We start from the raw sequence: 20187 nt of genomic DNA, 5'->3' as shown, positions 1-20187 counted from the left end.
AGCAAAAATATCAGCTGACCATCTATCACCCTTTTGCAATGTGAGCCATCATATCTCGGCGCGGCCGAGCAAATGGGGGTTCAGCCTATGTCGTTCCCGTTAGTGTCGAGCATTTCCATCGAGACGTCGAAGGGCCTGGTCCCATGCCAAAGAACTCAATCGATAAAAAACCGCGAGATGCACTAACGGCGTACTCGAAGGGACTGCTCTCGCGGCGGGAAGCTATCCGCCGCCTTGGTCTACGAGATTCTGCTGACCTGTTGGTGGCGCTGGGAGATGCCAATCTACCTATGCCGCTTCCGCCAGAACACGAGATCGCGAGCCAGGCTGCGACGTTCGTCAAGCTCTGGCGAATGGGCTAAGGAGTTAGTGTCGTCCACCTTGGGGTCAATTCACCTTGCTCGTTCGGGACGACGGGGTCTGGAGTTCAAATCTCTCCACTCAGACCAGATTTAAGCCATTGAAATGACTTAATATTTTGAGGGTTATTCTTTGTCCAGAAAACCCTACCGCCACCGCCGCCACACCACGGCCATTCGAGAGCCGTTCTCCTTGACTCTTTTCGCTATCGGAACAAATATAGAACAAACACGGTAGCGGCGGCCGTTTAACCGACAATTTGAACTGGAAATCCTTTGTCTGACATGGGGACGGAAAGGTTTGTCCGGAGAGGAGAGAGCCAATGAACGAAACGGCGCTGAAACATGATGATGATGTCGAACGACTGATTGCCGAGCACAATGGCGATGTCCAGGCCGCGATCGAGATTCTTCTGTCCGAACGCAGTTTCCTGATCAAGGAACTCGAATACGCATCACTGGCCATGGGTTACGGCTTCGCCCGCGGCTGGAAGCCGAAGCTCACATCGAAGTCTTGATCATGTCAAGGAGTCGAGGCGAACCGCCTGCAGGACTGATTGACCGGGAATATCCGTTTCAGGTGGCTTTGCTTGCCTGTGAGGTATCTTGGCGATTTGAAAACGTGATGTTTTTGTCTCAAAAGCTCGGGTGCTGGAGGCTCAACCATAATCTTTTTGTCGATGGCGAGGGTTTCGTTGTCTACTGCTTTCCCCAAATTGAGAGCGCCGAATGTTTCTTGAAGGCATTTGACGGAGAATGGATCACGCCGGCGGAGCGGAAGAAAAAGACGTGGCGTTCAAAGAATGTTCGTGTGAGGGCGGGCAGAGATGGCTTCCAAGCGATATCTTAGGCCGATCAAAGAGACCGCACGATTTTCGGATCTGGAAAGCTGGGACGATCTGCTTGCATATTGCATCCACTGTGGTCGGATAGGTTCGTTGGACCGATATGCATTGGAAGGGAAATATGGAAAACACGCGACCGTCCGCGGTTTAAACAGAAAACTGCGCTGCATTGTTTGCGGATCGCGAGAAATGAATATGATCGGTGCCAGGAACAAGCTGAGAGATTAGCTGATGTGCAACCTTTATAATGCCACCACGACACACGAAGCGATGCGGCAACTCTTCCTGCCGATCAACGACCTGACCAATCGGCTGACACCACAGATGGACGTCTTTCCCGACTATCCGGCACCGATTGGAAGGAAGGACGCCAACGGCGACCGTGAACTGGCAATCGCCCGATGGGGCATGCCGACGCCACCGCAGTTTCTCAAGGTCGATGTCGACTACGGTGTGACGAATATCCGCAACGTGAAATCACCGCACTGGCAACCATGGATAGGTCCCGCCAGTCGCTGCGTTGTTCCGGTGACCAGCTTTGCGGAGTATGGCAAGGTTCCAGATCCGGTGACGAAGAAGAAGCCGCTCTACTGGTTTGCCCTCAGAGAGGACAAGCCGCTGTTCTGGTTCGCTGGCATCTGGACAAGCTGGTACAGCGTGCGGAAGAAAAAGGAAGGGCCAGTGCAAGCTGATATCTTCGCGTTTCTGACGACCTTCCCGAATGCCGTCGTCAAACCGATCCATGAGCAGGCAATGCCAGTCATCTTGCGCACCTCCGAGGAAATCGACGTTTGGATGAATGCGCCGGCCGAGGAAGCGCTACAGTTGCAAAGACCTCTGCCCGATAATGAACTGATTGTTTTGCCACAACCGAAGGCAGAGGAAGAACAGCCGCTACTGCTCTAATCGGAGGATTGAGCCATGCCATGGAAAGTCAGGTTCCGCGATAAGGATTTCATTGGAAATGAAGGCTGGGATCCGGAATTTGAATTTGAGGTCAGGGAGGCTTTGACGGATACGCAGGAGCTTTCAGGTTCTGCAGAAATAGTCATTCATGTGAAGGACGAATCTGTTGACGACGTGACCGTTCACGAATCCTCCGATCCCAACGAGTTCCCGTTTAATGGTGTCCACGGTCATCATCCCGAACTCGGTGAGGTATTTCTCTTTTCAGGCGTGCCCAATGAAGGCGAAGGACAATTGATCGCGCTATATAGCGCGACAGACTTCGGCGAACCGCCCTACAACGATGAGCGGTTCACAGGTGACGGCTCATGAAGATTCCCGGCCCGACGCGCACGAGAGACGACCCCGATCGCTTCGCTGACTGTCAGCGGGCAGTGGAGGACCGGATGCTTGAATTGCTTGGCGATGCCCAGGTTGCCGGATGGACCAAGGAAGAGATCCTTGCCGCAATGATTGAAGTCGCCGAAAATACCAATCTGGCAATGCATCCAAATGTGCTGCTGTCGGTTGAGACCGAATTACGCAAATTGATGAAGAAAAAGGATGTCTGAATTGGCTGACGCCAAAGCTCATCCCGCGCGCCTTATTGTTGTTGTCGCATTCGGCCGAGCTGACAATGGGCAACTTTTGCCTGCTTACGATCCGATGCAGTTCGATACCCCGGAAGACGCTACGCGAATGGCGCGTTACCTCGCGGCGAAATGTGCGGGCGTTTTGGCTTGGAGTCGGGAAGCCCAACCTGTTATCGGTGAATACGGGCCGCCGCCGATTCTGTTTCAATCCGGCGACGTGCCGGAGCTGGAGCAATATTGACGCCTGAACGATTTAATGAATGCCTGAAGCTTCTACGATGGTCCCAACTTGATCTGGCAGCCGCCCTGGAATGCGATGTGTTTCTGGTCAACGCCTGGAGTAACGATATTGAGCCCATGCCTGGCGACATTGCGGCGTGGCTCGACAAGCTGGCGAAAGCCCATGCCAAGGCAGGGATTTGCGTCACAAACGGTCGAAGCTTCGCCTACTTTGAGGTGCATCCGCTGCAGCTGATCCGAGACACGCTCACCGCCCAAAAGTCGGGCGCTCGAATGAAGACAATTTCCTGTCATCAACCAGGTAGATAGGGTCACTGGGGATGGCTTGTTGGGGTGGTGCCCAAGGATTATTGCAAACGGACTTTGCCCACTCACGGGTGAGAAGCGGACAGATTCCCCGCTTTGCGGCATCAAAGTCATCCCACCCATACGTCCTGATCTGGACTTCCAGTGTATCAAGCACGGGTGCGGTGGCCGGAGAACTTGCTACTTTGCGGAATGCCTCGAGGCGTTCTAACGCGGCCCGACGGGCACCTTCTTTGTCGAATGAGAAGGACGGTTTCATCGTAACAAGTCCGCTCAATGCAACAAAAGGCATTGTTAGTGGTACATCTCCGACGATCACATACGCGTCGGATGCGAGGAACTCTACCGAGGGGCCCTTGGGCGATGGAGAGCACGCCGCAGCCACCGAATTCTTGATCGGTTTTTGGAGGGCGAGAGAATATCGAAACGCATAGGAAGCATCCCGGAGAACTACGGGGAAATCAGAATCTCTTCCGACGGCTCATCAGGCGTCCTTGGGGGGTCTTCTGTTTCGTCGTCGTCAGGGGAAGGGTCGGTCTTCAGGTTGCTGATCATCTGACGACAGTAGTATGTCACGTACTCTGCGATTTCTGTGTAAACGCCGGATTTCAAATCGGACGCTTCCATTTCCTTCACGACACCCGGTAGCGCCTTAAGGGTCGCCGCCGACAACTCTGCTACCCTGCGCCTGACAGCGGTCGCTGAAAGCCCGTTCTCTTCCGAGAACTTATCCCAGTGCCTCCCATGGATGTGCGCGCCGCGCTGCTTCTCAGCGATCTTCATGGCCAGGTTGCGGGTTACGCCAGGGTAGATGTCGCCATTCACCACGTCATAGATCGGTGCCATCGACACCTCGCCTGGCCTTATGAGAATGGAATAGTTTTTGGCATGGGCGTCGACGTTTCCGCACAGCACATTGAACAGCATCATGTCGAGGAAGCGTAGCTTGCTGAGCACGGCTGCCGATGTCTGGGTCAAGGCATCCATGCAATGTTTCAGGCCGGGACCGGGCTGTGCAACGTCCTTGTTCCATTCGTATTTCAGGTATGGCGGAAACCCGGTTGCCTGACAAAGGTCTTCCTGGTGAATGCGGCGCACCCGCCGCCGCTCGGTCACACGGTCATAGCGTTCAACAAGAAGGTAGGCGATGTCTTCGACGCGTCCGGTCGAAGCCTTCGCCGCAGGCAGGCCAAGCGCGGCTGCGAGACGAAGGCAGAATGCCTCGTTTTCTACCGATGCACGGAACTTTGTGTTCCGGGGTTTGAGGATGTGCGTACTGGCCGCGCCATCGAGCGCCAACCCGATACTTCCGTCATTGTATTTGACCACCGGAAGCTTGTCCTGCGCTCCGGCGGCCGACATGTGTACTCCGTCCTCGCCGACCAGCATCGGTCGCTCAGGAAGGCGTTGGATCACTTCGGCTAGTTCCTTTTCGCTCAACCGACGATAACGGGGCTTCAGCTCTGCGACATCGATCCCACTCTTTCGGATGTCGAGTGCGCCTGGCAGATCGCGCCCCATCTCGCCGAGTATTGCGAAGACATCCAGCTCATGAACCTTGAGTATGCTGCCGACCGTAGCGAGTGCGCGCCCTTCCGGGAGGAGGTTCAGAAACCACGGATACACGACCGAAGGCTCATGATCTTTCAGAGAGAGAGGCATGGTGGTCGAGATCGGAAAGCTGGATCTGGAATCGATCCAACTCTGGTCGTACCGGAACCCGAGATCGAGGACGGAATTGCTGCGTCGCTCGATATGCCCAACTAGCTGATCCTCGAACCAGACATCGAGCTTTTCGCCCGACATGCCATCTTCACGCGTTTCGATCCTCATGGGTTCGGGAACTCCATATCGTCGTCAATTTCAAGTTCAGGCTCCTCGTCCCGCTTCGATGAATGGATCGGCGCGCTGGTGGCGGTCATCTGAATTCCCAGGACATCGAGAAGGCGCAGCACCTTCCCGACCTGGCAGGTCTCTTTCCCGTTCTCGATATCGACGATGAACCTGATTCCCACATTGGCCACCAGAGCAAGGTCGGGCTGTCTAAGTTGCAACGCTTGCCGACGATCCCGGATCAGATTTCCAAGAGAATGGGTATCAGTGACGGCGTTGACGAGCATGGTAACCTCATTTCCCGATCGGTAAATAATGGCTACGAGGGAAGCTCAAGTCAAGTCGAATTTACCGATCGGGAAATTTAACGTGCCAGCGCAGCCTTTCGGTCGAGAATTTCCCGATCGGGAAATTACTCACATAGCCAGCGGTGGGAAAGGACGAAGGCATGGGCCTTCCGTCGTTAAAAGCGCTCACCATTTCGGTTGATCCCTGATGGCGCTCTATTCTACTCGAAATTTTGTTGTAATTCAGCCACTTAATTAGAATTTGGTGGTTTTTGATACCTAATGCCGCAGAATTGCAGTCACGATAACAGCCAGTATACCGAATATTCCCGTGACAGTTGCGATAATCAAAGGATGTTTAGTTATTTGCGCCAGTACTGCACCGAGAGATTGATACCTAGTCAAACCGCCTGGTGCCGACGCTGTTGGGTCTGAGCTAGGGCTTGGACTCTTTCGAAATTAGGTAGCAAATGCCACCAAGCCTGCATTAAGTAATTGATTCAAAGACGTATTTGTCTGATAGCAATAGATTACCAGCAGCGCCACTTCGGATGAAGTTTGAATTGGCAATTTCGAAACAGCTACATGGTATCGGCATTCCTACGGGTACGAGCCAATCGCCCTACTTAGCACTGAGCGCCATTATTGGGCGGGAGTTTGATATCGCGGGGCCTCATTTTGGGAACAAGAACGTCAGGGCGAGCCGTGCGCCAAATCCGTCAGGTCCATTGCTCGGACTTTCTGCCCAATACCGAACACCAGCCTGCAACTGAATTGGCTGTTTGTTAACCTTCACGAGCTTGGCGATAGTGAAATTGATCGGGACGGACCAGTCCTCAGTTTCCCAATTATAGGTGCTCTCGGTATTGAGCGCGAAGGTCCAGGCTTTCGGTGTCGTGTAGGAAATGAAGGGCTGCAGGAACGTGGCGTTCACGTCCGGTCGATCGTCATCGCCCGCGAATGACCAAACGTGGTTGGCCAGAGCCCCGACGGTCCAGGGGCCCTCCTGCTTGAGGACCACGCCAGTGGGACCTGCCCCCCATTTCTCGCCTCCCAGTAAGTTATCAGTGGCGGTTGGCAGCAAAAAGACCGGACCGATACCCCAGATGATCCCAGCGGTCGGTTTCTTCGGAGAGAAGAACAGGCTCTGCGTCGTATCCCCAAGACCGAACTGATCGCCGGACCGCCCCGCGATGTCATTCTGCCAGGCAATCGGGACGATAGTGCGGGAGATGAGGTTCCAGTCCTCGTTCAACGTGAACGGAATGACGGGCTGCACATTGATGTAATATTTATCGCCATCGTTTGGGCCATAGCCGCCATCGTAGTTACCCTGGAATGGCACGCTGATCAGTGAGGCAATCGGATTTGAAAGTTTTTTCGCCAGTTCCTGGGCGTTGTCTTGCGCCATCGCCGAAGATGTGAATGCGGCGAAGATCGTTAAAGCAGACATCGTACGGAATAGAGGCATGGCTTCGCTCCTCAACGGAGAACCCCTTCAAAGATCAGTGAAAGCGTTCCCCAACACTCGCGTTCAAATGGTCGCCCCTAAAGTGGTCGGCAAAGATTACCGTACTGTAACTTCGGGCTAACGTCTCCAGCTGTTTTGTGCACAACCAGCAACACTGCTATGAAAACCACGGACTGTTGCATGAAAGTAGCACGCGTCGTCCTGCTGGCTTTGATTGGTTGCTTTTTACCTTATCTGGAAAAGCAAGTCCCAATATCTTAAAGGGGGATATGGCGGGTGTTCGACGTCATGTCCCCCGCGAAGTCTTGCTACTTCACCTTGACGATATCATCCGGTTTCCAGGTCTGGTCGAAAAACGCCTTCTTCGGGCCGTAGAGACGGAAGAGCGTGAACCAGCCTTTGCCGGGGAGCGTGGCCACCCAGTTCTTGCCCTCAACGGGCGACTTCGGACCGAAGTAGATGTCGAAGCTGCCGTCTGCGTTCTGCACAGGTTTATCCATGTCATTTAGCGATGGAAAAGGCTGGCCATTGTCGAGACCGGAGCCGGTGATCGGGTCATAGACGGTCACCGACCAGAAGAGGGCAACGGGGACGTCCTTGGGCACATGCAGCCTGTAGTGCTGGTCGCCACTAAAAAAATCGCCGTCGGCGTCGGTGTAGGCGGCAAGATACTTCGCGCCGACGTTTTCCATGCTGATCGCCATGCCCGGACTGGTGGAATAGGCATAAGTAAAGAAGGCGGCGCGCGTTGAGGTAGTCGAACGTGTCCGACGTGAAGGTGGCGTTAGACGGAAAGGCGTTGATGTAGTGTCGGTCGGGATACCACAGTTGATTCTTCAGGAGCGGCGACGGCGTGTAGGCGAGGACATGGCCCATGCGCGTCGCCGTGTGCGCCGCTTTGTCGAGCAACCCGCGGGCTTTGGCGTCGGGCGCAAACGGCTGGCCTTTGACGATCCCGAGCTGTGCCGCCATGCCACGCATATACATGTCGGCGGGGTCCACATACTCATGGTCGATGAATCGGGCCAGCATGTCGAACGCCGTGCCATCTTGCGGATAGAGCATATTCGCCGGCACGCCCGAGGCGTCGGGGAATTGCATCGGCTTGGCCGTTTCCTTCTTCCCGAGCGGATAAATCCGTGTCTGCTCCATCACCCGCACGGGTTCTTCGAGCTGCTTCGGGTCTTTGAAAAAGCCGCGCCAAAAGACGAACACGCCGTATGTGCCGGACCGGAAGGTCAAATAACCCGGCGGAACCTCGCCCGAGTAATCCGGCGGCAGAACAAGGTATTTGCCGCCCTCTCCCCTGTCCGGGCCGGGCAAGCCGACGTCGCCAGCCCACTTGCGCCCGTCAATCTCACCGACGGACGGGATCGGGCGCTGCCAGAAGTCATCGAGAATACCCTGCATACCCGGTGGCACTTCGATGACCATTGGACCGTCTTCTTTCAAGTCGAGATAACCCAGCGCGTAAATGACGTCCGAGTTCGGCGTCGTGATCAGCGTCTTGGCATTGAGCCCTCTGCTTGAAGATCGGCAGCACATTGTAGCCTTTGCCAAAGACCTTCTCCGAGCCTTCCTTCATGCCATACATGTTGAGCGCGGGCAGCGCCCATAGGTAGGTCTGCACCGCGCGCTCGAAAAACAATTCCTCAAGCAGTTTTGGATCATTGGCCTTGGCGATATAGCCGTCTTCGAAAGGCATCGTCGCAAAGTCATCGTAATGCGATTGAGCCTGCGCCGGAGGGCTCGCGATGCTGAATGCCAGCGCAACAGCGGCAGCCATGAGACTGTGCAGGAGAGTAGAACGCATCGACGTGCCCCTTTTTGGTTGATTGATTGCTCACTTCACCTTGTCAACAACGGGTGGCGTCCACGTGCCATCAAGGATGGCTTTCTCCGCCCAGTAGGCACGGATATACAGCGAGAAGGTCCCCTCGGGCGCGGGCAGCCAGTTGTTTTCCTTGTCCTTGCCGGGCGATTTGGCACCTGCATACAAAGTGAGTGAACCGTCCGGGTTGAGCACGAGGTTCTTGTTCTTGGTTCCCAACGAATACCGCTTCAGCGGATTGTCGTGATAGAAATGTTCCGCGTTATACAACGTGACCGACCAGAACCCTTTGACGGGCGGTGTCTGGCCTTTGGCGAAGGTGACGCTGTAGAGATTGGTTCCATCGAGTTGCTGGCCGTTGATGTCATTGTCGGTGTAGATGTATTTCGTCTCTTCCGGCCGGTTTTCGTAAATGTTCGACTTCGCTGTCCCGGTCCGGTTGAGATAGTCGGTCCCCCACTTCGCATTGTTGACAGGCGAGTTCCAGCCGTTGCCTGCCGCGCGGCCGATGTTGACCCATTTAAGATACGCCGGCAGCACCTCGGTATCCGTAGCGACCGCGGTTTCCTTGAGCGTCTGCATGGTTGCCGGGTCTTTTTCGGCTGCCTCCAGCACACTGCCGATCCATCTGTAAAGGGCCTCCTCGCCCGGTAAAGGCGGCACCTGCTTCATCACGGCGGGCAATTCGTTGAAGAAGGTTTCCGGGTTCACCCATTTGGTCTCGCCCGAGCCCGAGGACTTCTCCGCGGGGAAGTGCGGGAGCTTGCTCCAGTCCTTGATCTTCATCTTCCCGTCGAACTGCGACAGCGGGTAGAAATTGATCTGGCTCAGCACTGGTTGGATGGCCTTACGATCTTCCGCCGTATCGTCCAATAATATGCGCGGAATGGCAAATGCCAGTTGCGTGGACGAATGCACCACTGCCGTAATGCCGGATGGAGTCTCGCCCTTCCAGTCCGGGCCAACGACCATGTAGAAGCCGGGTTTGGTGCCGTAGGCCTGGCCGATCTCCGAAAACTCGTCTGTGCGTGCGTCATACAGAGCGTAAACCCAGAAGCGTTCGCCGAAGTCCGGCACCTGGAAGACAAAAGGCTCCTTGTCGAGCGGCAGAAAACCGGGGCCGTAGACGACGTCCTGGTTCGAACAGGCGATGACACGCTGGTCAGCAGTTACGTAGTCGGTCAGCATCGCGATTCCACCATAGGCAATCGGCACGACGCCGCCGACCAGTCCCGGCTCGGGTGCCTTGGAGAAAGCCAATGCTCGGTTGGCGTTGGCGACGAGCGGCCATCCCCAGAAGTAGGCCATTTGACCGACCATCTGGACGTACTCCTTGGTCATTGTATTGCCCGCCGCAGGGCCGGGAACTTCGGCGGCGGTCTGTGGGATCGGGAACTGCTGTGCCTGCGTACTGCCCCCTAGCATCGAGAGGAAGACAGCAGTCGCGCAGGCGGTGGATTTGAGATGCTTCATAGCCGGTTTCATGTGGCGCTCCTTCACTTGGCGAGGAAATCCCAACACTGCTGGCAGAAATTGATTTCACACTGACGCGCGGCTTAGTTTGCGGCGGTATGCCAGGCAGGATGTCAGCTGTGTTGCTTCTTTTGAAGTACGTAACAGTTACGAGCCTCAGCCTACCCAATTAGCCGCCAGCAATGGGGAGTGTGTAATGCCCACATGCAACGTTTCCCCCCCATTCCCCACAGGTACGAAGTGGCGCGAACGGCACCGATCGCAGATCGCTGATCCTTCCCGCCTGCTCTCAGCGGATGGGCTTCGCTATCCGCTTCCGGCATGTGATCGACTTACGACCGAGTAAGGTTGCGATTTGGCCCGTCCATACATTTGGGGACGTGCATAGGGTCTCACTAAATCTCGATGACGAGCGTGGGATTGAATAGCGAATTCTCTTCGTTATAACCCCTTGGATTGCAGATGATTCGCGTATGCCCGACGACATAATCCACACTGTCGTGCGTATGCCCGTGAACCCAAAGTTTCGGTCGACCCTCCTCGATCAGCTCGCTTAGATCTGACGCGAAGGCTGCGGTTAACAGATCGCCGCGAAAACGTGCTGGCACCGAAAGCATGTGGGGTAGATGATGTGTGATGACAACCGTCTCGCCGTTGAACGACGTAGCCAGAGCAGCTCTCAGCTGGGCTTTGGAGTGCGAATGCATGGATACCGTCGATTCCGGCATGAGACGCCTCCAAGGCCGCTTGCTGAGCGAAATCCGCCTGTAGTCTTTCATACTCGTTCGCGCATGATACATCGCCATTTCCTGATTGCCTTGAATCCGGAAATCCGTCCATAACGTTGCGCCGACAAAACGGACGCCGTCGATTTCAACGCTGTCGTTCTCGAGAAAATGGACGTCTGGAAACTGGCTTGCAAGCAGCCGTGCTTCTTCGAGCCCTTCCGTGATCGCTCCGGCATAGAATTCATGATTGCCGGCCACGTAGATCACGGGCATCCGAGGCGCGACGTACTTCCCCAACCATTCGGTCGCGTTCCCAAAGCCCCGGTGGATGTCACCAGCCGCAATGCAAACATCAGCGACGTCAGGAACCTGCGGCGGACGCACGAAGCGATCGAACTCGAGGTGCAAATCGCTGATGATCCAGAGCTTCATGATGATCCTGTGCCCGCCACTGCTGGCCATGTCATCGCAATTTCAAGAAAAGTAAATGTATTTTTCAACAGTCAAACAAAGTGCGCGTTATACCTCCCTACCGACATTTTCGACGGTCAGACGAAGTGCGCGTTAAACCTCCATACCTACATCTTCGACAATTACTCGAAGTGCGCGTTAAACCTCCATACCTACATTTTCGACAATTATACAAAGTGCGCGTTAAACCTCCATACTAAATATCGCTAGCGGTCACACAGAGTGCGCGTTATATCTACACAGCGTAAGTGACTATATTCCGCATTAATCGTATAATTGAACACTGTTCAAAAATATATTTGTTGGGACTCCGATGCTTGCTTTTACAAAAGGCTTTTTTTGCGTATGCTTTGGCTGATGATTCGATGAATACTGGAGGCAACTAATGTCAAGCCTGAGGATCAAGAAGTCCACAAAGCCGAGCGCGAGGTGGCAAAAATGGCAAGCGATAACCACACTTGATGACCGCGATGCAGCGTTTGACGAAGAAATCGAGAGTCTTGAGCGTCTTGTCGCCGATCTTAAGCGCATTCGCTTCAGCGATTTTCCGACGTCGTCAGACATCGAGAAGATGCCAGTGATTAATCATTGGGAAATGTCCCGAACGATGGTGCCGTGCTTAGTTGGAACTGTCCGGAAGCACGCCGTCGGCCGCCCGGGTGTGGAAGTGACTTCAGAGCTTATCGTCTTTGCGTTTGATAAAGGCTTCGCGAGAACTCTCTCAGGCTTCTATGCACTCGGGCCCGAAATCGACGACCCTCTCACAGAGGAGAAGCTTCCGAAATGATAACAGTCGACGACGCCGAAAGTTTATATGCTGACCCTCGTCTCCATGCGGAAATCGAGTGTCTAGACCGCCTAGTCGCGGATTTAAGGCGCATTCGCGATGGCCCGCTTCCAACGCCGGCAGAGATCGAGACGATGCCAATGATCAACAACTGGCAGCTAGCAGCAAGAACGCTGCCGTGTTTAGTCGGTACGATCACTGGTCATCCAAAGATCGGGATGACGGTCAACAGAGACATGAGTATGACAAGCGACCTTTGGGTTCATGCGCCAAGATACGGGTTTGCGCGAACCCTTTCACGGTTTTATGCGCTCGGCTCACAATTGGGCGACAGTGAGAACTGATCGATGTCAAAGTCCAATCTATCTGATCCAATTGCGATCCGTCTGCCCGAAAATATTCTGGCTGACATTGAACAGGTGGCTGAGACTTGTGACAGGCCGCGCAGCTGGGTGATGGTAAGGGCGTTAAAAATGTACCTCGCCGGCGAAGGTGCGGACATCCTTGCCGTCAGGCGGGCCCGAGATCAGGTTGCAGGTGGCAACGTCCATGACATCGATGATGTGTTGGCCGAGATCAACGAGATCATCAACCGCAAGGAACCTCTCAAGTAGGCCTGGGTCCATGTGCGCGGATCGCTGCGAAAAAAATAAAACTGGTGCGACGGAATCTTTGGAAGCCGCTCGCAGGAGAGGCAAAAGCGCTGTTGCTGATATCCTAAGTGGTGACGACATGCTCACCGCCGAAGAGTTTTCCAAAATAATCGGTGCAGCCCGAGCGACGGTAAATAATAAAAGGCAACGACATCAGATTCTTGGTTTAGATGGACCTGTCCGTGGATATAAGTACCCGCGATGGCAGCTTGATGCCAATGGGAAGCCGTTTCCTGAAATCCCTGATCTGTTTGACCGACTCGGTGGTGATGCGTGGGAGGTATACAGATTCCTTATGCAGCGACATGCAGAGCTTGACGGGCTGTCGGGCAAGGATGCTCTTCATAAAGGCCAAGGCGTCAAAGTCATTGACGCTGCGGAGAGCGTTGCGCGGGCGTTCAGCTGAATGCCTTGCAAGATATAGTTGCACTTCGCTGGCGTTGAAATCAGTATCGCAGCCTTGCGCCGACATCCAGACTGGGAAGGCTATACTCAGTTCGTTATACGATGATGATCAACTGCCATCTTGCTCTTCCAGGTGGTCTTATTTGGTCATGCGCTTGATTCCGTCGGCGCGCAATTCGCCATTGGGGCCTACATGGCGATAAAGCGTCTGCCTGGATATGCCGAGCTCTTTGCAAAGAGTTGCCACTGATGTTTCTGGATCCCCCATGGCTGCTTGCGCGAGGCGAACCTTAGCTGCCGACATCAATGGCTTACGCCCACCTATGTGGCCACGGCTGCGAGCTGAGATCAATCCCGCGACCGTTCGCTCTTTTATGAGTTCCCTTTCGTACTCGGCCAACGACGCAAATATGCCAAACAGAAGCTTGCCTTGGGACGACTGGGTATCAATCTGAAAGTGGCCACTAAGTATCTTTAGATTGATAGTCCTGGCCTGCTGCCGGTTTCATAGACACTGAGTTAAGGTGTTCTGCATGAAACCGGAGAGTATGAATGCAAAGACGGAAGTTCAGCCGCGAATACAAGCTTGAAGCGGTGAAGTTGGTGAAGGAGCGTGGCGTGGCTGTTGCGCAGGCTGCCCGCGACCTTGAAGTTCACGAGAATATGCTGCGCAAATGGATCAGGGAGCACGGCTCCGATCCGGTCCAGTCCTTTCCAGGGCATGGACAGATGAAGCCGGAACAGCTTGAGATCGAGCGGCTACGTCGTGAGGTCGCGAAGCTGAAGGCGGAGCGCGATATCCTAAAAAAGGCCGCGGTGGGTTCAACCGGTCAACGCAACATCTTCGGCGAGTTTATCAGCGGGCGATCGAAAGCCAAGTGTCTTGCGAGGTCGAGTATTCAGTCGCATCGCGACCGCGTCCAGATCAGCCTGGCTATAACCTAACAAGCTGGTCCCCTTCGGAAAATATTGTCGCAGCAATCTGTTTGTATTCTCGTTGGTGCCGCGCTGCCACGGACTTTGAGGGTCGCAGAAGTAGACCTTCACATTCGTTGCCAGGCTAAATCGCTTGTGCTGCGCCAATTCGCTACCACGATCCCAAGTCAGACTCATCATCAAGTTCTCGGGAAGCTTTAACGCCTCTCTGGTCAAAGCGCCGACGACGCTGTCGGTGTCCTTTCCAGCCACATGCACAAGAACAATGTACCGGGATTTCCGCTCGACGAGAGTCGCAATATGGCTGTTGGCACTTCCAGAAAGAAGGTCTCCCTCCCAGTGGCCAGGAACTGCACGATCTTCAACGTCAGCAGGTCGCTCCCGGATCGAAACGGCGTCAATAATCTGACCGCGTGGCTGACCTTGTGTCGTCGATTTCCTGCTACGTCGCATCATGCGGTTCGTTCGCAAGTGCGCGAGCAGTTCTTTCTTCAGGACACCGCGAGCCTGAATGAAAAGGCTTTTATAGATCGTCTCATGAGACACGAGCATCGTCTCGTCGCAGTGGGAGAATTTTACTTTTAGCCATCCAGCGATCTGTTCAGGGGACCACTGGCACGCCAGTTTCCCGGCCACGATAGCACACAATGCCTGGTTCCGGGTCAGCAGGCAGGGTTTGGGACGGCAAGCCCGTTGCCAGGCGCGTTCGTCAGCTCTTACCGCTCGATAGTGCCTTCGTCCGTCATTACGGTTGATCTCACGGCTTACCGTGGATGCTGACCGTCGTAACCCTGCAGCTATGCTGCGAACGGACATGCCCGCAGCCAGCCCCCTGGAAATCTCTTCGCGTTCATATAAACGAAGTGACCGCGAGGATCGTTTACGATCCGTCGGCTGAATTCCACCTGTCGCGGACAAGACGCCGTGAACAGAGCCTGCATGTTTGCCGAGCGCACGCCCGATATCACTGAGAGACTGGCCATCTTTCCAGCGTTGCCAAAGCTCTTTCTTCTGTTGTTGCGTTAAACCTGGTCGACCTGTTCTCGCCATCGTGAGCCTCCGGATGCTTCATGAAATCAATCATGTTGCGTTGACCGGTTGAACCCACCGCAGCCTACTTTGCAAGGGACGCGATATGAAGTTCGCATTCATTGCAAAGCACCGTTCGATCTGGCCGGTGGCATGGCTCTGCGAAGCGCTGGGGGTTTCCCGTTCCGGCTTTCATGCCTGGCTCAACCGCTCGCCGAGCGACCATGCCCTCTACGACGAGGTTCTGTTGGACAAGATTGGGCAGAGTTTCAAGTCCAGCGACAGAACCTATGGTGCCCGGCGTGTCTGGCATGATGTGCTGGCTGAAGGGTTGTCGTGCGGTCTTCATCGCATAGAGCGGCTGATGCGTCAGAATGCGCTCAGAGCGAGGCCGCGTCGGCGCGGTCTGCCGAAAGATGCTGGCGACCGATCTATCATCATGCCCAATGTCCTGGATCGCCAGTTCGAAGCCGACAGACCGAACCAGAAATGGGTGGCCGACTTCACCTATATCTGGACGGCCGAGGGTTGGCTTTATGTTGCCGCCGTCATCGACCTGTTCTCACGCCGTGTCGTCGGCTGGTCGATGAATGCGAACATGACGGCGCAGCTCGTCACCGATGCCCTCATCATGGCGATATGGCGCAGAGGAAAGCCGGATGCGCTGTTGCATCATTCCGATCAGGGCAGCCAATACACCAGCGAACAGTTCCAGCGCCTGATGGGCGATCACGGCATCACCTGCTCCATGAGCAGATCGGGGAATGTCTGGGACAACGCAGCGATGGAAAGCTTCTTCTCATCACTGAAAACGGAGAGAACGGCACGAAAGGTTTATCGGACAAGAAATGATGCAAGGGCGGACGTGTTCGATTACATCGAGCGCTTCTACAACCCAAGGCGTCGCCACTCGACATTGGGCTATCTCAGCCCGAACGATTTTGAAACCAAGGTGGGATTAGCTTAACCTCGTGTCCGAAAAACCGGCAGCAGGCCACTTCGCCCGCAAGCTTCAAAGTGCCGCTCTGTTCGTCGTATCGGACTTTGTTGAGCTTCCTCATATGCATTTCACAGCCCTTTACAGCAAAGATAAGCTCACCGGCGGTCTATATCGTCTCTATTTGGGGACAAATCACCTTTCGATCCAGTTAATATGAACCAAACAACCCATGCACATCCGGCTGCTTCCAAAATCTTGAGAATTATAGACAGCCACATTGGTAGTGCCCCCGGTCGCCAATCAACCTTTGCAGATACTACTCCCCAGCGCAGACCTTTTCAAACATACTCGTCTCCGGCAGCCGGGATGCATTACGAGGCCAATAAGCAACGATTTCTCGCGGCTATGTGATGAATTTTCCGATGCTTATGATTTCCTGCTGATCGCGGTTTCGAACATGCGCCTTTGGGGGGGAACGTTCGAAACGAGCCTTCGCTACCATAACCCCAGAGCGGACATTGCTCCGGCTCGCATTTTTGTCGTGGGTAGGCAGATTGCGCGTCATCGTTACATGCCCCACGGCGTGCCATGGCTTAGGTGGTTTCAGAATTCTCTGAGAATGCCCTGATCGCGTCCTCCAAATCATCAAAAATCATGACGGGACCGACTCTGGCCACGACGCCTGAACGTTCCAATATTTCAAGCGGCTCGCTGTGCAGTTCTACGATACCGAATTTCAGGCCATGCTCCCCGGCGAGGACGCGTATGTCGTCGAGCATGGAGGCTGCCGTGCTATCCATCTGGGCGGCCGCTCCCGCATCGAAGATGAACCACTTTGTGTCCGGAGATAGTTTCGCCATGACATCTTCAATGCGTCCTTTGACGTAGTCTGCGTTGAAGAACAACAAACTGCCCTGGAGAAGATAGATGGCCAGCCCGGGAACTGGCTGCGCTTGCGCGTACCGATGGAGCTTGTAGAACCCGTCGCGCCCCGGAATGCGACCCAGCATAGCGTCGCGCGGTCTCAAGCCTTTCATAAGCAGATAGAGCAATGTAGCGCCAACAGCGATGATGACTCCGTTCAGGACGCCGAGGCCAATGACTCCCGCGATGCTGACAAGCGCAAATGAAAACTCGATCCGGCTGATCCTCCATAACTCCCTCAGGGTATGCAGGTCGATCAGGCTGACTGCAGCGGAAGCGAGTACGGCGCCTAGTGCCGGCTTCGGGAGGATAGCCAGCGCATCGCTAAGGAACACAACCGCGAACGCTACCGCAGCTGCGGAAACAAGACCGGCCAATTGCGTCTTGCCGCCCATCAAATCATTGATTGCAGTGCGAGAATCGGATGCGGTCACAGGGAAGCCGCCGAACAATCCGGAGGCGAGGTTTGCTCCTCCAAAACCCAACAATTCGCGATTGGCATCGACTGGATATCCATTTTTCGCGCCGAAGCTGCGGGCGGTCACGATGCCCGCCCCGAAACTCACAATCAGCACAGCCGCCGAGCCGAGAATGAGGTTGCCGATGGAGACGCCTTGCGGGATCGGCAGTGCCAGAGAGGGTAGCTGAGAGGGAACCTCACCAACAACAGATATTCCCAATCCCGGAAAGTCAAATAAAGCTGACAGAGCGGCGGCGAGTCCCATGGCAACCAGTGGTCCTGGAACAGCTGGAAGCCATGCGCCTAGAAGCCGGAGCAGGATGAACAGCCCGATGCCCAATGCCAGGGAGGGCCAGTGAATCAGCCCGGCTTTTGCTGCAAGTTCAATCAGGGGCCTGAACAGACCGTCGCTCTCGATCTTGACGCCGGTGAAGCGACCCAGCTGGCCGACAAGGATCGACAACGAAATACCCGTCATGAATCCGGTCAAGATCGGACGTGACAGGAAGTTGGCGATGAAGCCAAGTCGAAGGACGCTTGCGAGGAAGCAAAGCAGGCCGACAATAGCGGCTATCGCAGCCGATGCCACGATTTGTTCATCGGTTGATGACAGGCCGAAAGACAAGAGAACTGCCGCCAAAACCGTCACCGTGCCCGCGTCCGGCCCGACAATGAGCTGCCGCGACGAGCCCAATAGGGCATAGCCAAGGAGCGACATGATGCTCGCGTAGAGACCGACCTCCGGCGGCAACCCGGCAAGGGCGGGGTAGGCAATTGCACTTGGCAATCCGACTGCGGCAATGGCAAGCCCGGACGTGACATCATAGCGGAGCCATTCGGGCCGATATTCTCTTAAGCTGGATATCAGGGGCAGCGTCGGCATAGCGTCGTGTATCCATCATCGGGGCGGCGCTATCACGGAAGAGATGATTGCGCATCGCATTCCAATTTGCGCAACGTCAGAGAATGCAGGCTTGCACAGGCCTAATGCGGGCGAATTTCGCCCCAGCTGATAAAAAGACCAACATCTCCCGGCATTCCATTTGGCCATTCGACGATCATGGCCGTCAGACGATAACCGGCTGGCTTCATATTCTGCTGCCACAATTCAAACAGTTGTCTTGGGACACCCGTCAGTGTTTCTGGCCAATCGGGCTCACTGTTGTTAATCGCCCGACCCGTATCCGTGCAAAGCTCGACGGGAAATTGGAGGACCATAAGTTCGGTTTTACCCTCCTCGGCGGCCTGTCTTACCTGGGTCCTGAAGCTGACTCGCATCTCTTCGGTAATCGTCATCGGACGTGATAATTTGTCCATCAATTTCTTTCGGGCATCCTCCGCGTCCTTCATGCCGCCGAACGCCTTCGATGCCCGCGCCGTGTCAATTTTGTCTGCGTATGAACGCAATTCCTCGGCCGACATGAACAGATTGGGCTTTGCGCTCTCCGCGCTTGTCTCGCTTTGCTTTGTCATAACTCCTCCCGATACTTCCCAGCACATTCGTGGTCAGTTTCGAAGGCTACACGTCAGAAATGCCCCGATACTGGACCAGGCTATTGACTTTGGATCGTATGACTTTCCTCCGCAAAAATGATACCATGTTTTCGCTTGTTGGCCAACGGTTGGCATACTGCGGGAGGGGCAGATGAAACTAGACGTGGACTTTGACAAGAAGCATGAAATCGAGGTTGGATCGGGTGGCAAGGTAAAATTCAGATTCCGCGATATTGCAGTGGAATCCGGAAAGGCCGTGTCTCTCAAGAAAGACTTCGACCCGGGTTTCACCGGCGGCTATGATGACAAGGCCGGGGCGCTTGAACAGGTGGCTTCAAACGTCCAGCGTCTGTCTGCCATGCAGGAGCTCCTTTATGCTCAGGACACCTACGCCCTGCTCATGATCTTTCAAGCAATGGATGCGGCCGGAAAGGACGGGGCGATACGGCACGTCATGTCAGGCGTCAATCCGCAGGGGTGCCATGTCACAAGCTTCAAGTCGCCGTCAGCCGAAGACCTGGATCAGGGTTATCTATCGCGGTCTTTTAAGGCGCTCCCGGCGCGTGGCATGATCGGCATATTCAACCGATCCTATTACGAAGAAGTCCTTGCTGTGAGGGTTCACCCGGAATTTCTCGAAAAGCAAAAGCTTCCACCCCTGGCTGGAGGTGGAGACATTTGGCAGCGTCGGTTCAAGGAAATAAACAACTTTGAAAAATATCTGCGTCAGAACGGCACTATCATTCTGAAATTCTTTCTCAATCTTTCCAAAAACGAACAAAAACGCCGCTTCCTCGCGCGGATCGACGAGCCGAAAAAACATTGGAAGTTCTCTGCAGCGGACTGTGAGGAACGCAAATATTGGGACGACTATCAAAAAGCGTTCGAGGATATGCTCGAGCATACCAGTACGGATTGGGCTCCGTGGTTCGTCATTCCGGCCGACAATAAATGGTTCGCTCGGCTTGCAATCTCGCAGGTGGCATCGGCGGCTCTCGAGAGGCTTGATTTGAGCATGCCCAAGAGCAGCGAGCAACGGAAGGAGCAGTTGATGGAAATCCGTGGCCAACTTCTCGCTGAACTAGATTGATGGCGAGATGGCAACGAATGGCGTGATGGGACACAGGCCCATATTCCATGGATGAAGGCGACCGTTAGCGGGAGTATCAGGGAGCAG

General features: G+C 54.8%; 23 protein-coding genes and 3 pseudogenes. 13 read left to right on the top strand and 13 right to left on the bottom strand.

Annotated features, from left to right (window positions below; genetic code table 11):
* Positions 1 to 143 precede the first annotated feature (143 nt).
* The 6 genes from ACSQ3H_RS08950 (at position 144) to ACSQ3H_RS08925 (ending at position 2983) form a co-directional block, all read left to right on the top strand.
* Complete coding sequence (locus tag ACSQ3H_RS08950; protein ID WP_436116732.1) at positions 144 to 362, top strand: hypothetical protein; 219 nt, start codon at positions 144 to 146, stop codon at positions 360 to 362.
* A 320-nt stretch (positions 363 to 682) separates the two neighbouring features.
* Positions 683 to 877, top strand: a complete 195-nt coding sequence (locus ACSQ3H_RS08945; protein WP_436116731.1) for a CUE domain-containing protein — start codon at positions 683 to 685, stop codon at positions 875 to 877.
* Between the two features lie 558 nt (positions 878 to 1435).
* The gene (locus tag ACSQ3H_RS08940; protein WP_436116730.1) at positions 1436 to 2110 is read left to right on the top strand and encodes an SOS response-associated peptidase; all 675 of its coding nucleotides are present in this window, start codon (positions 1436 to 1438) and stop codon (positions 2108 to 2110) included.
* Between the two features lie 15 nt (positions 2111 to 2125).
* Complete coding sequence (locus ACSQ3H_RS08935) at positions 2126 to 2482, top strand: hypothetical protein (RefSeq protein WP_436116729.1); 357 nt, start codon at positions 2126 to 2128, stop codon at positions 2480 to 2482.
* Entirely contained in the window at positions 2479 to 2721 is a 243-nt protein-coding gene (locus ACSQ3H_RS08930) for a hypothetical protein (protein ID WP_436116728.1), read from the top strand. The genes ACSQ3H_RS08935 and ACSQ3H_RS08930 overlap by 4 nt, the downstream gene beginning before the upstream one ends.
* Positions 2714 to 2983, top strand: a complete 270-nt coding sequence (locus tag ACSQ3H_RS08925) for a hypothetical protein (RefSeq protein ID WP_436116727.1) — start codon at positions 2714 to 2716, stop codon at positions 2981 to 2983. Before ACSQ3H_RS08930 ends, ACSQ3H_RS08925 begins: the two co-directional genes overlap by 8 nt.
* A 32-nt stretch (positions 2984 to 3015) precedes the next feature.
* Here ACSQ3H_RS08925 and ACSQ3H_RS08920 read toward each other — a convergent pair whose 3' ends face one another.
* The 9 genes from ACSQ3H_RS08920 to ACSQ3H_RS08880 form a co-directional block, all read right to left on the bottom strand.
* Positions 3016 to 3204 (bottom strand): hypothetical protein, encoded by a 189-nt coding sequence (locus ACSQ3H_RS08920; RefSeq protein ID WP_436116726.1) that lies wholly within the window; start codon positions 3202 to 3204, stop codon positions 3016 to 3018.
* Positions 3205 to 3738: 534 nt separating this feature from the next.
* Positions 3739 to 5121 (bottom strand): HipA domain-containing protein, encoded by a 1383-nt coding sequence (locus ACSQ3H_RS08915; protein WP_436116725.1) that lies wholly within the window; start codon positions 5119 to 5121, stop codon positions 3739 to 3741.
* Positions 5118 to 5408, bottom strand: a complete 291-nt coding sequence (locus ACSQ3H_RS08910; RefSeq protein ID WP_436116724.1) for a helix-turn-helix transcriptional regulator — start codon at positions 5406 to 5408, stop codon at positions 5118 to 5120. Before ACSQ3H_RS08910 ends, ACSQ3H_RS08915 begins: the two co-directional genes overlap by 4 nt.
* 673 nt (positions 5409 to 6081) lie before the next feature.
* On the bottom strand, positions 6082 to 6861 hold the full coding sequence (locus ACSQ3H_RS08905) for a transporter (protein ID WP_436119388.1): 780 nt from the start codon (positions 6859 to 6861) through the stop codon (positions 6082 to 6084).
* A 326-nt stretch (positions 6862 to 7187) separates the two neighbouring features.
* Positions 7188 to 7571, bottom strand: a complete 384-nt coding sequence (locus tag ACSQ3H_RS08900) for a DUF1214 domain-containing protein (protein WP_436116723.1) — start codon at positions 7569 to 7571, stop codon at positions 7188 to 7190.
* Positions 7510 to 8331: a DUF1254 domain-containing protein gene (locus ACSQ3H_RS08895; RefSeq protein ID WP_436116722.1), complete on the bottom strand. Its 822-nt coding sequence runs from the start codon at positions 8329 to 8331 to the stop codon at positions 7510 to 7512. Before ACSQ3H_RS08895 ends, ACSQ3H_RS08900 begins: the two co-directional genes overlap by 62 nt.
* On the bottom strand, positions 8270 to 8692 hold the full coding sequence (locus ACSQ3H_RS08890) for a hypothetical protein (RefSeq protein WP_436116721.1): 423 nt from the start codon (positions 8690 to 8692) through the stop codon (positions 8270 to 8272). The genes ACSQ3H_RS08895 and ACSQ3H_RS08890 overlap by 62 nt, the downstream gene beginning before the upstream one ends.
* A 30-nt stretch (positions 8693 to 8722) precedes the next feature.
* Positions 8723 to 10195 (bottom strand): DUF1254 domain-containing protein, encoded by a 1473-nt coding sequence (locus ACSQ3H_RS08885; RefSeq protein ID WP_436116720.1) that lies wholly within the window; start codon positions 10193 to 10195, stop codon positions 8723 to 8725.
* A gap of 383 nt (positions 10196 to 10578) precedes the next feature.
* Positions 10579 to 11373, bottom strand: a complete 795-nt coding sequence (locus ACSQ3H_RS08880) for a metallophosphoesterase (RefSeq protein ID WP_436116719.1) — start codon at positions 11371 to 11373, stop codon at positions 10579 to 10581.
* A gap of 394 nt (positions 11374 to 11767) precedes the next feature.
* On the opposite strand from ACSQ3H_RS08880, the gene ACSQ3H_RS08875 reads away from it, so the two are divergent.
* From ACSQ3H_RS08875 to ACSQ3H_RS08860, 4 genes are read left to right on the top strand one after another with little or no spacing between them, the layout of a single operon-like run.
* Complete coding sequence (locus ACSQ3H_RS08875; RefSeq protein ID WP_436116718.1) at positions 11768 to 12169, top strand: hypothetical protein; 402 nt, start codon at positions 11768 to 11770, stop codon at positions 12167 to 12169.
* Positions 12166 to 12513, top strand: coding sequence for a hypothetical protein (locus tag ACSQ3H_RS08870; protein ID WP_436116717.1), 348 nt, complete (start codon positions 12166 to 12168; stop codon positions 12511 to 12513). Before ACSQ3H_RS08875 ends, ACSQ3H_RS08870 begins: the two co-directional genes overlap by 4 nt.
* A gap of 3 nt (positions 12514 to 12516) precedes the next feature.
* Positions 12517 to 12783 (top strand): CopG family ribbon-helix-helix protein, encoded by a 267-nt coding sequence (locus ACSQ3H_RS08865; RefSeq protein WP_436116716.1) that lies wholly within the window; start codon positions 12517 to 12519, stop codon positions 12781 to 12783.
* A gap of 10 nt (positions 12784 to 12793) precedes the next feature.
* On the top strand, positions 12794 to 13228 hold the full coding sequence (locus ACSQ3H_RS08860) for a hypothetical protein (protein WP_436116715.1): 435 nt from the start codon (positions 12794 to 12796) through the stop codon (positions 13226 to 13228).
* A 138-nt stretch (positions 13229 to 13366) separates the two neighbouring features.
* Here ACSQ3H_RS08860 and ACSQ3H_RS08855 read toward each other — a convergent pair.
* A pseudogene (locus tag ACSQ3H_RS08855) lies at positions 13367 to 13717 on the bottom strand (recombinase family protein); the annotation flags it as partial.
* A gap of 62 nt (positions 13718 to 13779) precedes the next feature.
* Between ACSQ3H_RS08855 and ACSQ3H_RS08850 the strand changes: the two are divergent.
* Positions 13780 to 14037 (top strand): annotated as a pseudogene (locus ACSQ3H_RS08850) (transposase); the annotation flags it as partial.
* Between the two features lie 12 nt (positions 14038 to 14049).
* Here ACSQ3H_RS08850 and ACSQ3H_RS08845 read toward each other — a convergent pair.
* Complete coding sequence (locus ACSQ3H_RS08845; protein WP_436116132.1) at positions 14050 to 15213, bottom strand: IS30 family transposase; 1164 nt, start codon at positions 15211 to 15213, stop codon at positions 14050 to 14052.
* Between the two features lie 58 nt (positions 15214 to 15271).
* On the opposite strand from ACSQ3H_RS08845, the pseudogene ACSQ3H_RS08840 reads away from it, so the two are divergent.
* Positions 15272 to 16159 (top strand): annotated as a pseudogene (locus tag ACSQ3H_RS08840) (IS3 family transposase); the annotation flags it as partial.
* Between the two features lie 566 nt (positions 16160 to 16725).
* Here ACSQ3H_RS08840 and ACSQ3H_RS08835 read toward each other — a convergent pair.
* Together ACSQ3H_RS08835 and ACSQ3H_RS08830 are read right to left on the bottom strand one after the other, a co-directional pair.
* Positions 16726 to 18399 carry a SulP family inorganic anion transporter gene (locus tag ACSQ3H_RS08835; protein WP_436116714.1) on the bottom strand — a complete coding sequence of 558 codons (1674 nt, stop codon included), beginning with the start codon at positions 18397 to 18399 and terminating at the stop codon, positions 16726 to 16728.
* A gap of 101 nt (positions 18400 to 18500) precedes the next feature.
* Positions 18501 to 18989, bottom strand: a complete 489-nt coding sequence (locus ACSQ3H_RS08830) for a hypothetical protein (protein ID WP_436116713.1) — start codon at positions 18987 to 18989, stop codon at positions 18501 to 18503.
* A 172-nt stretch (positions 18990 to 19161) separates the two neighbouring features.
* Here ACSQ3H_RS08830 and ACSQ3H_RS08825 point away from each other — a divergent pair, with 172 nt between their 5' ends.
* Positions 19162 to 20100, top strand: a complete 939-nt coding sequence (locus ACSQ3H_RS08825) for a polyphosphate kinase 2 family protein (protein WP_436116712.1) — start codon at positions 19162 to 19164, stop codon at positions 20098 to 20100.
* Positions 20101 to 20187: the final 87 nt, after the last annotated feature.

This window comes from Phyllobacterium sp. LjRoot231, assembly GCF_964253365.1.
Lineage (GTDB): Bacteria > Pseudomonadota > Alphaproteobacteria > Rhizobiales > Rhizobiaceae > Phyllobacterium.
The sequence above is the reverse complement of the archived record's forward strand: the minus strand, read 5'-3'. Positions and strand labels throughout refer to the sequence as shown.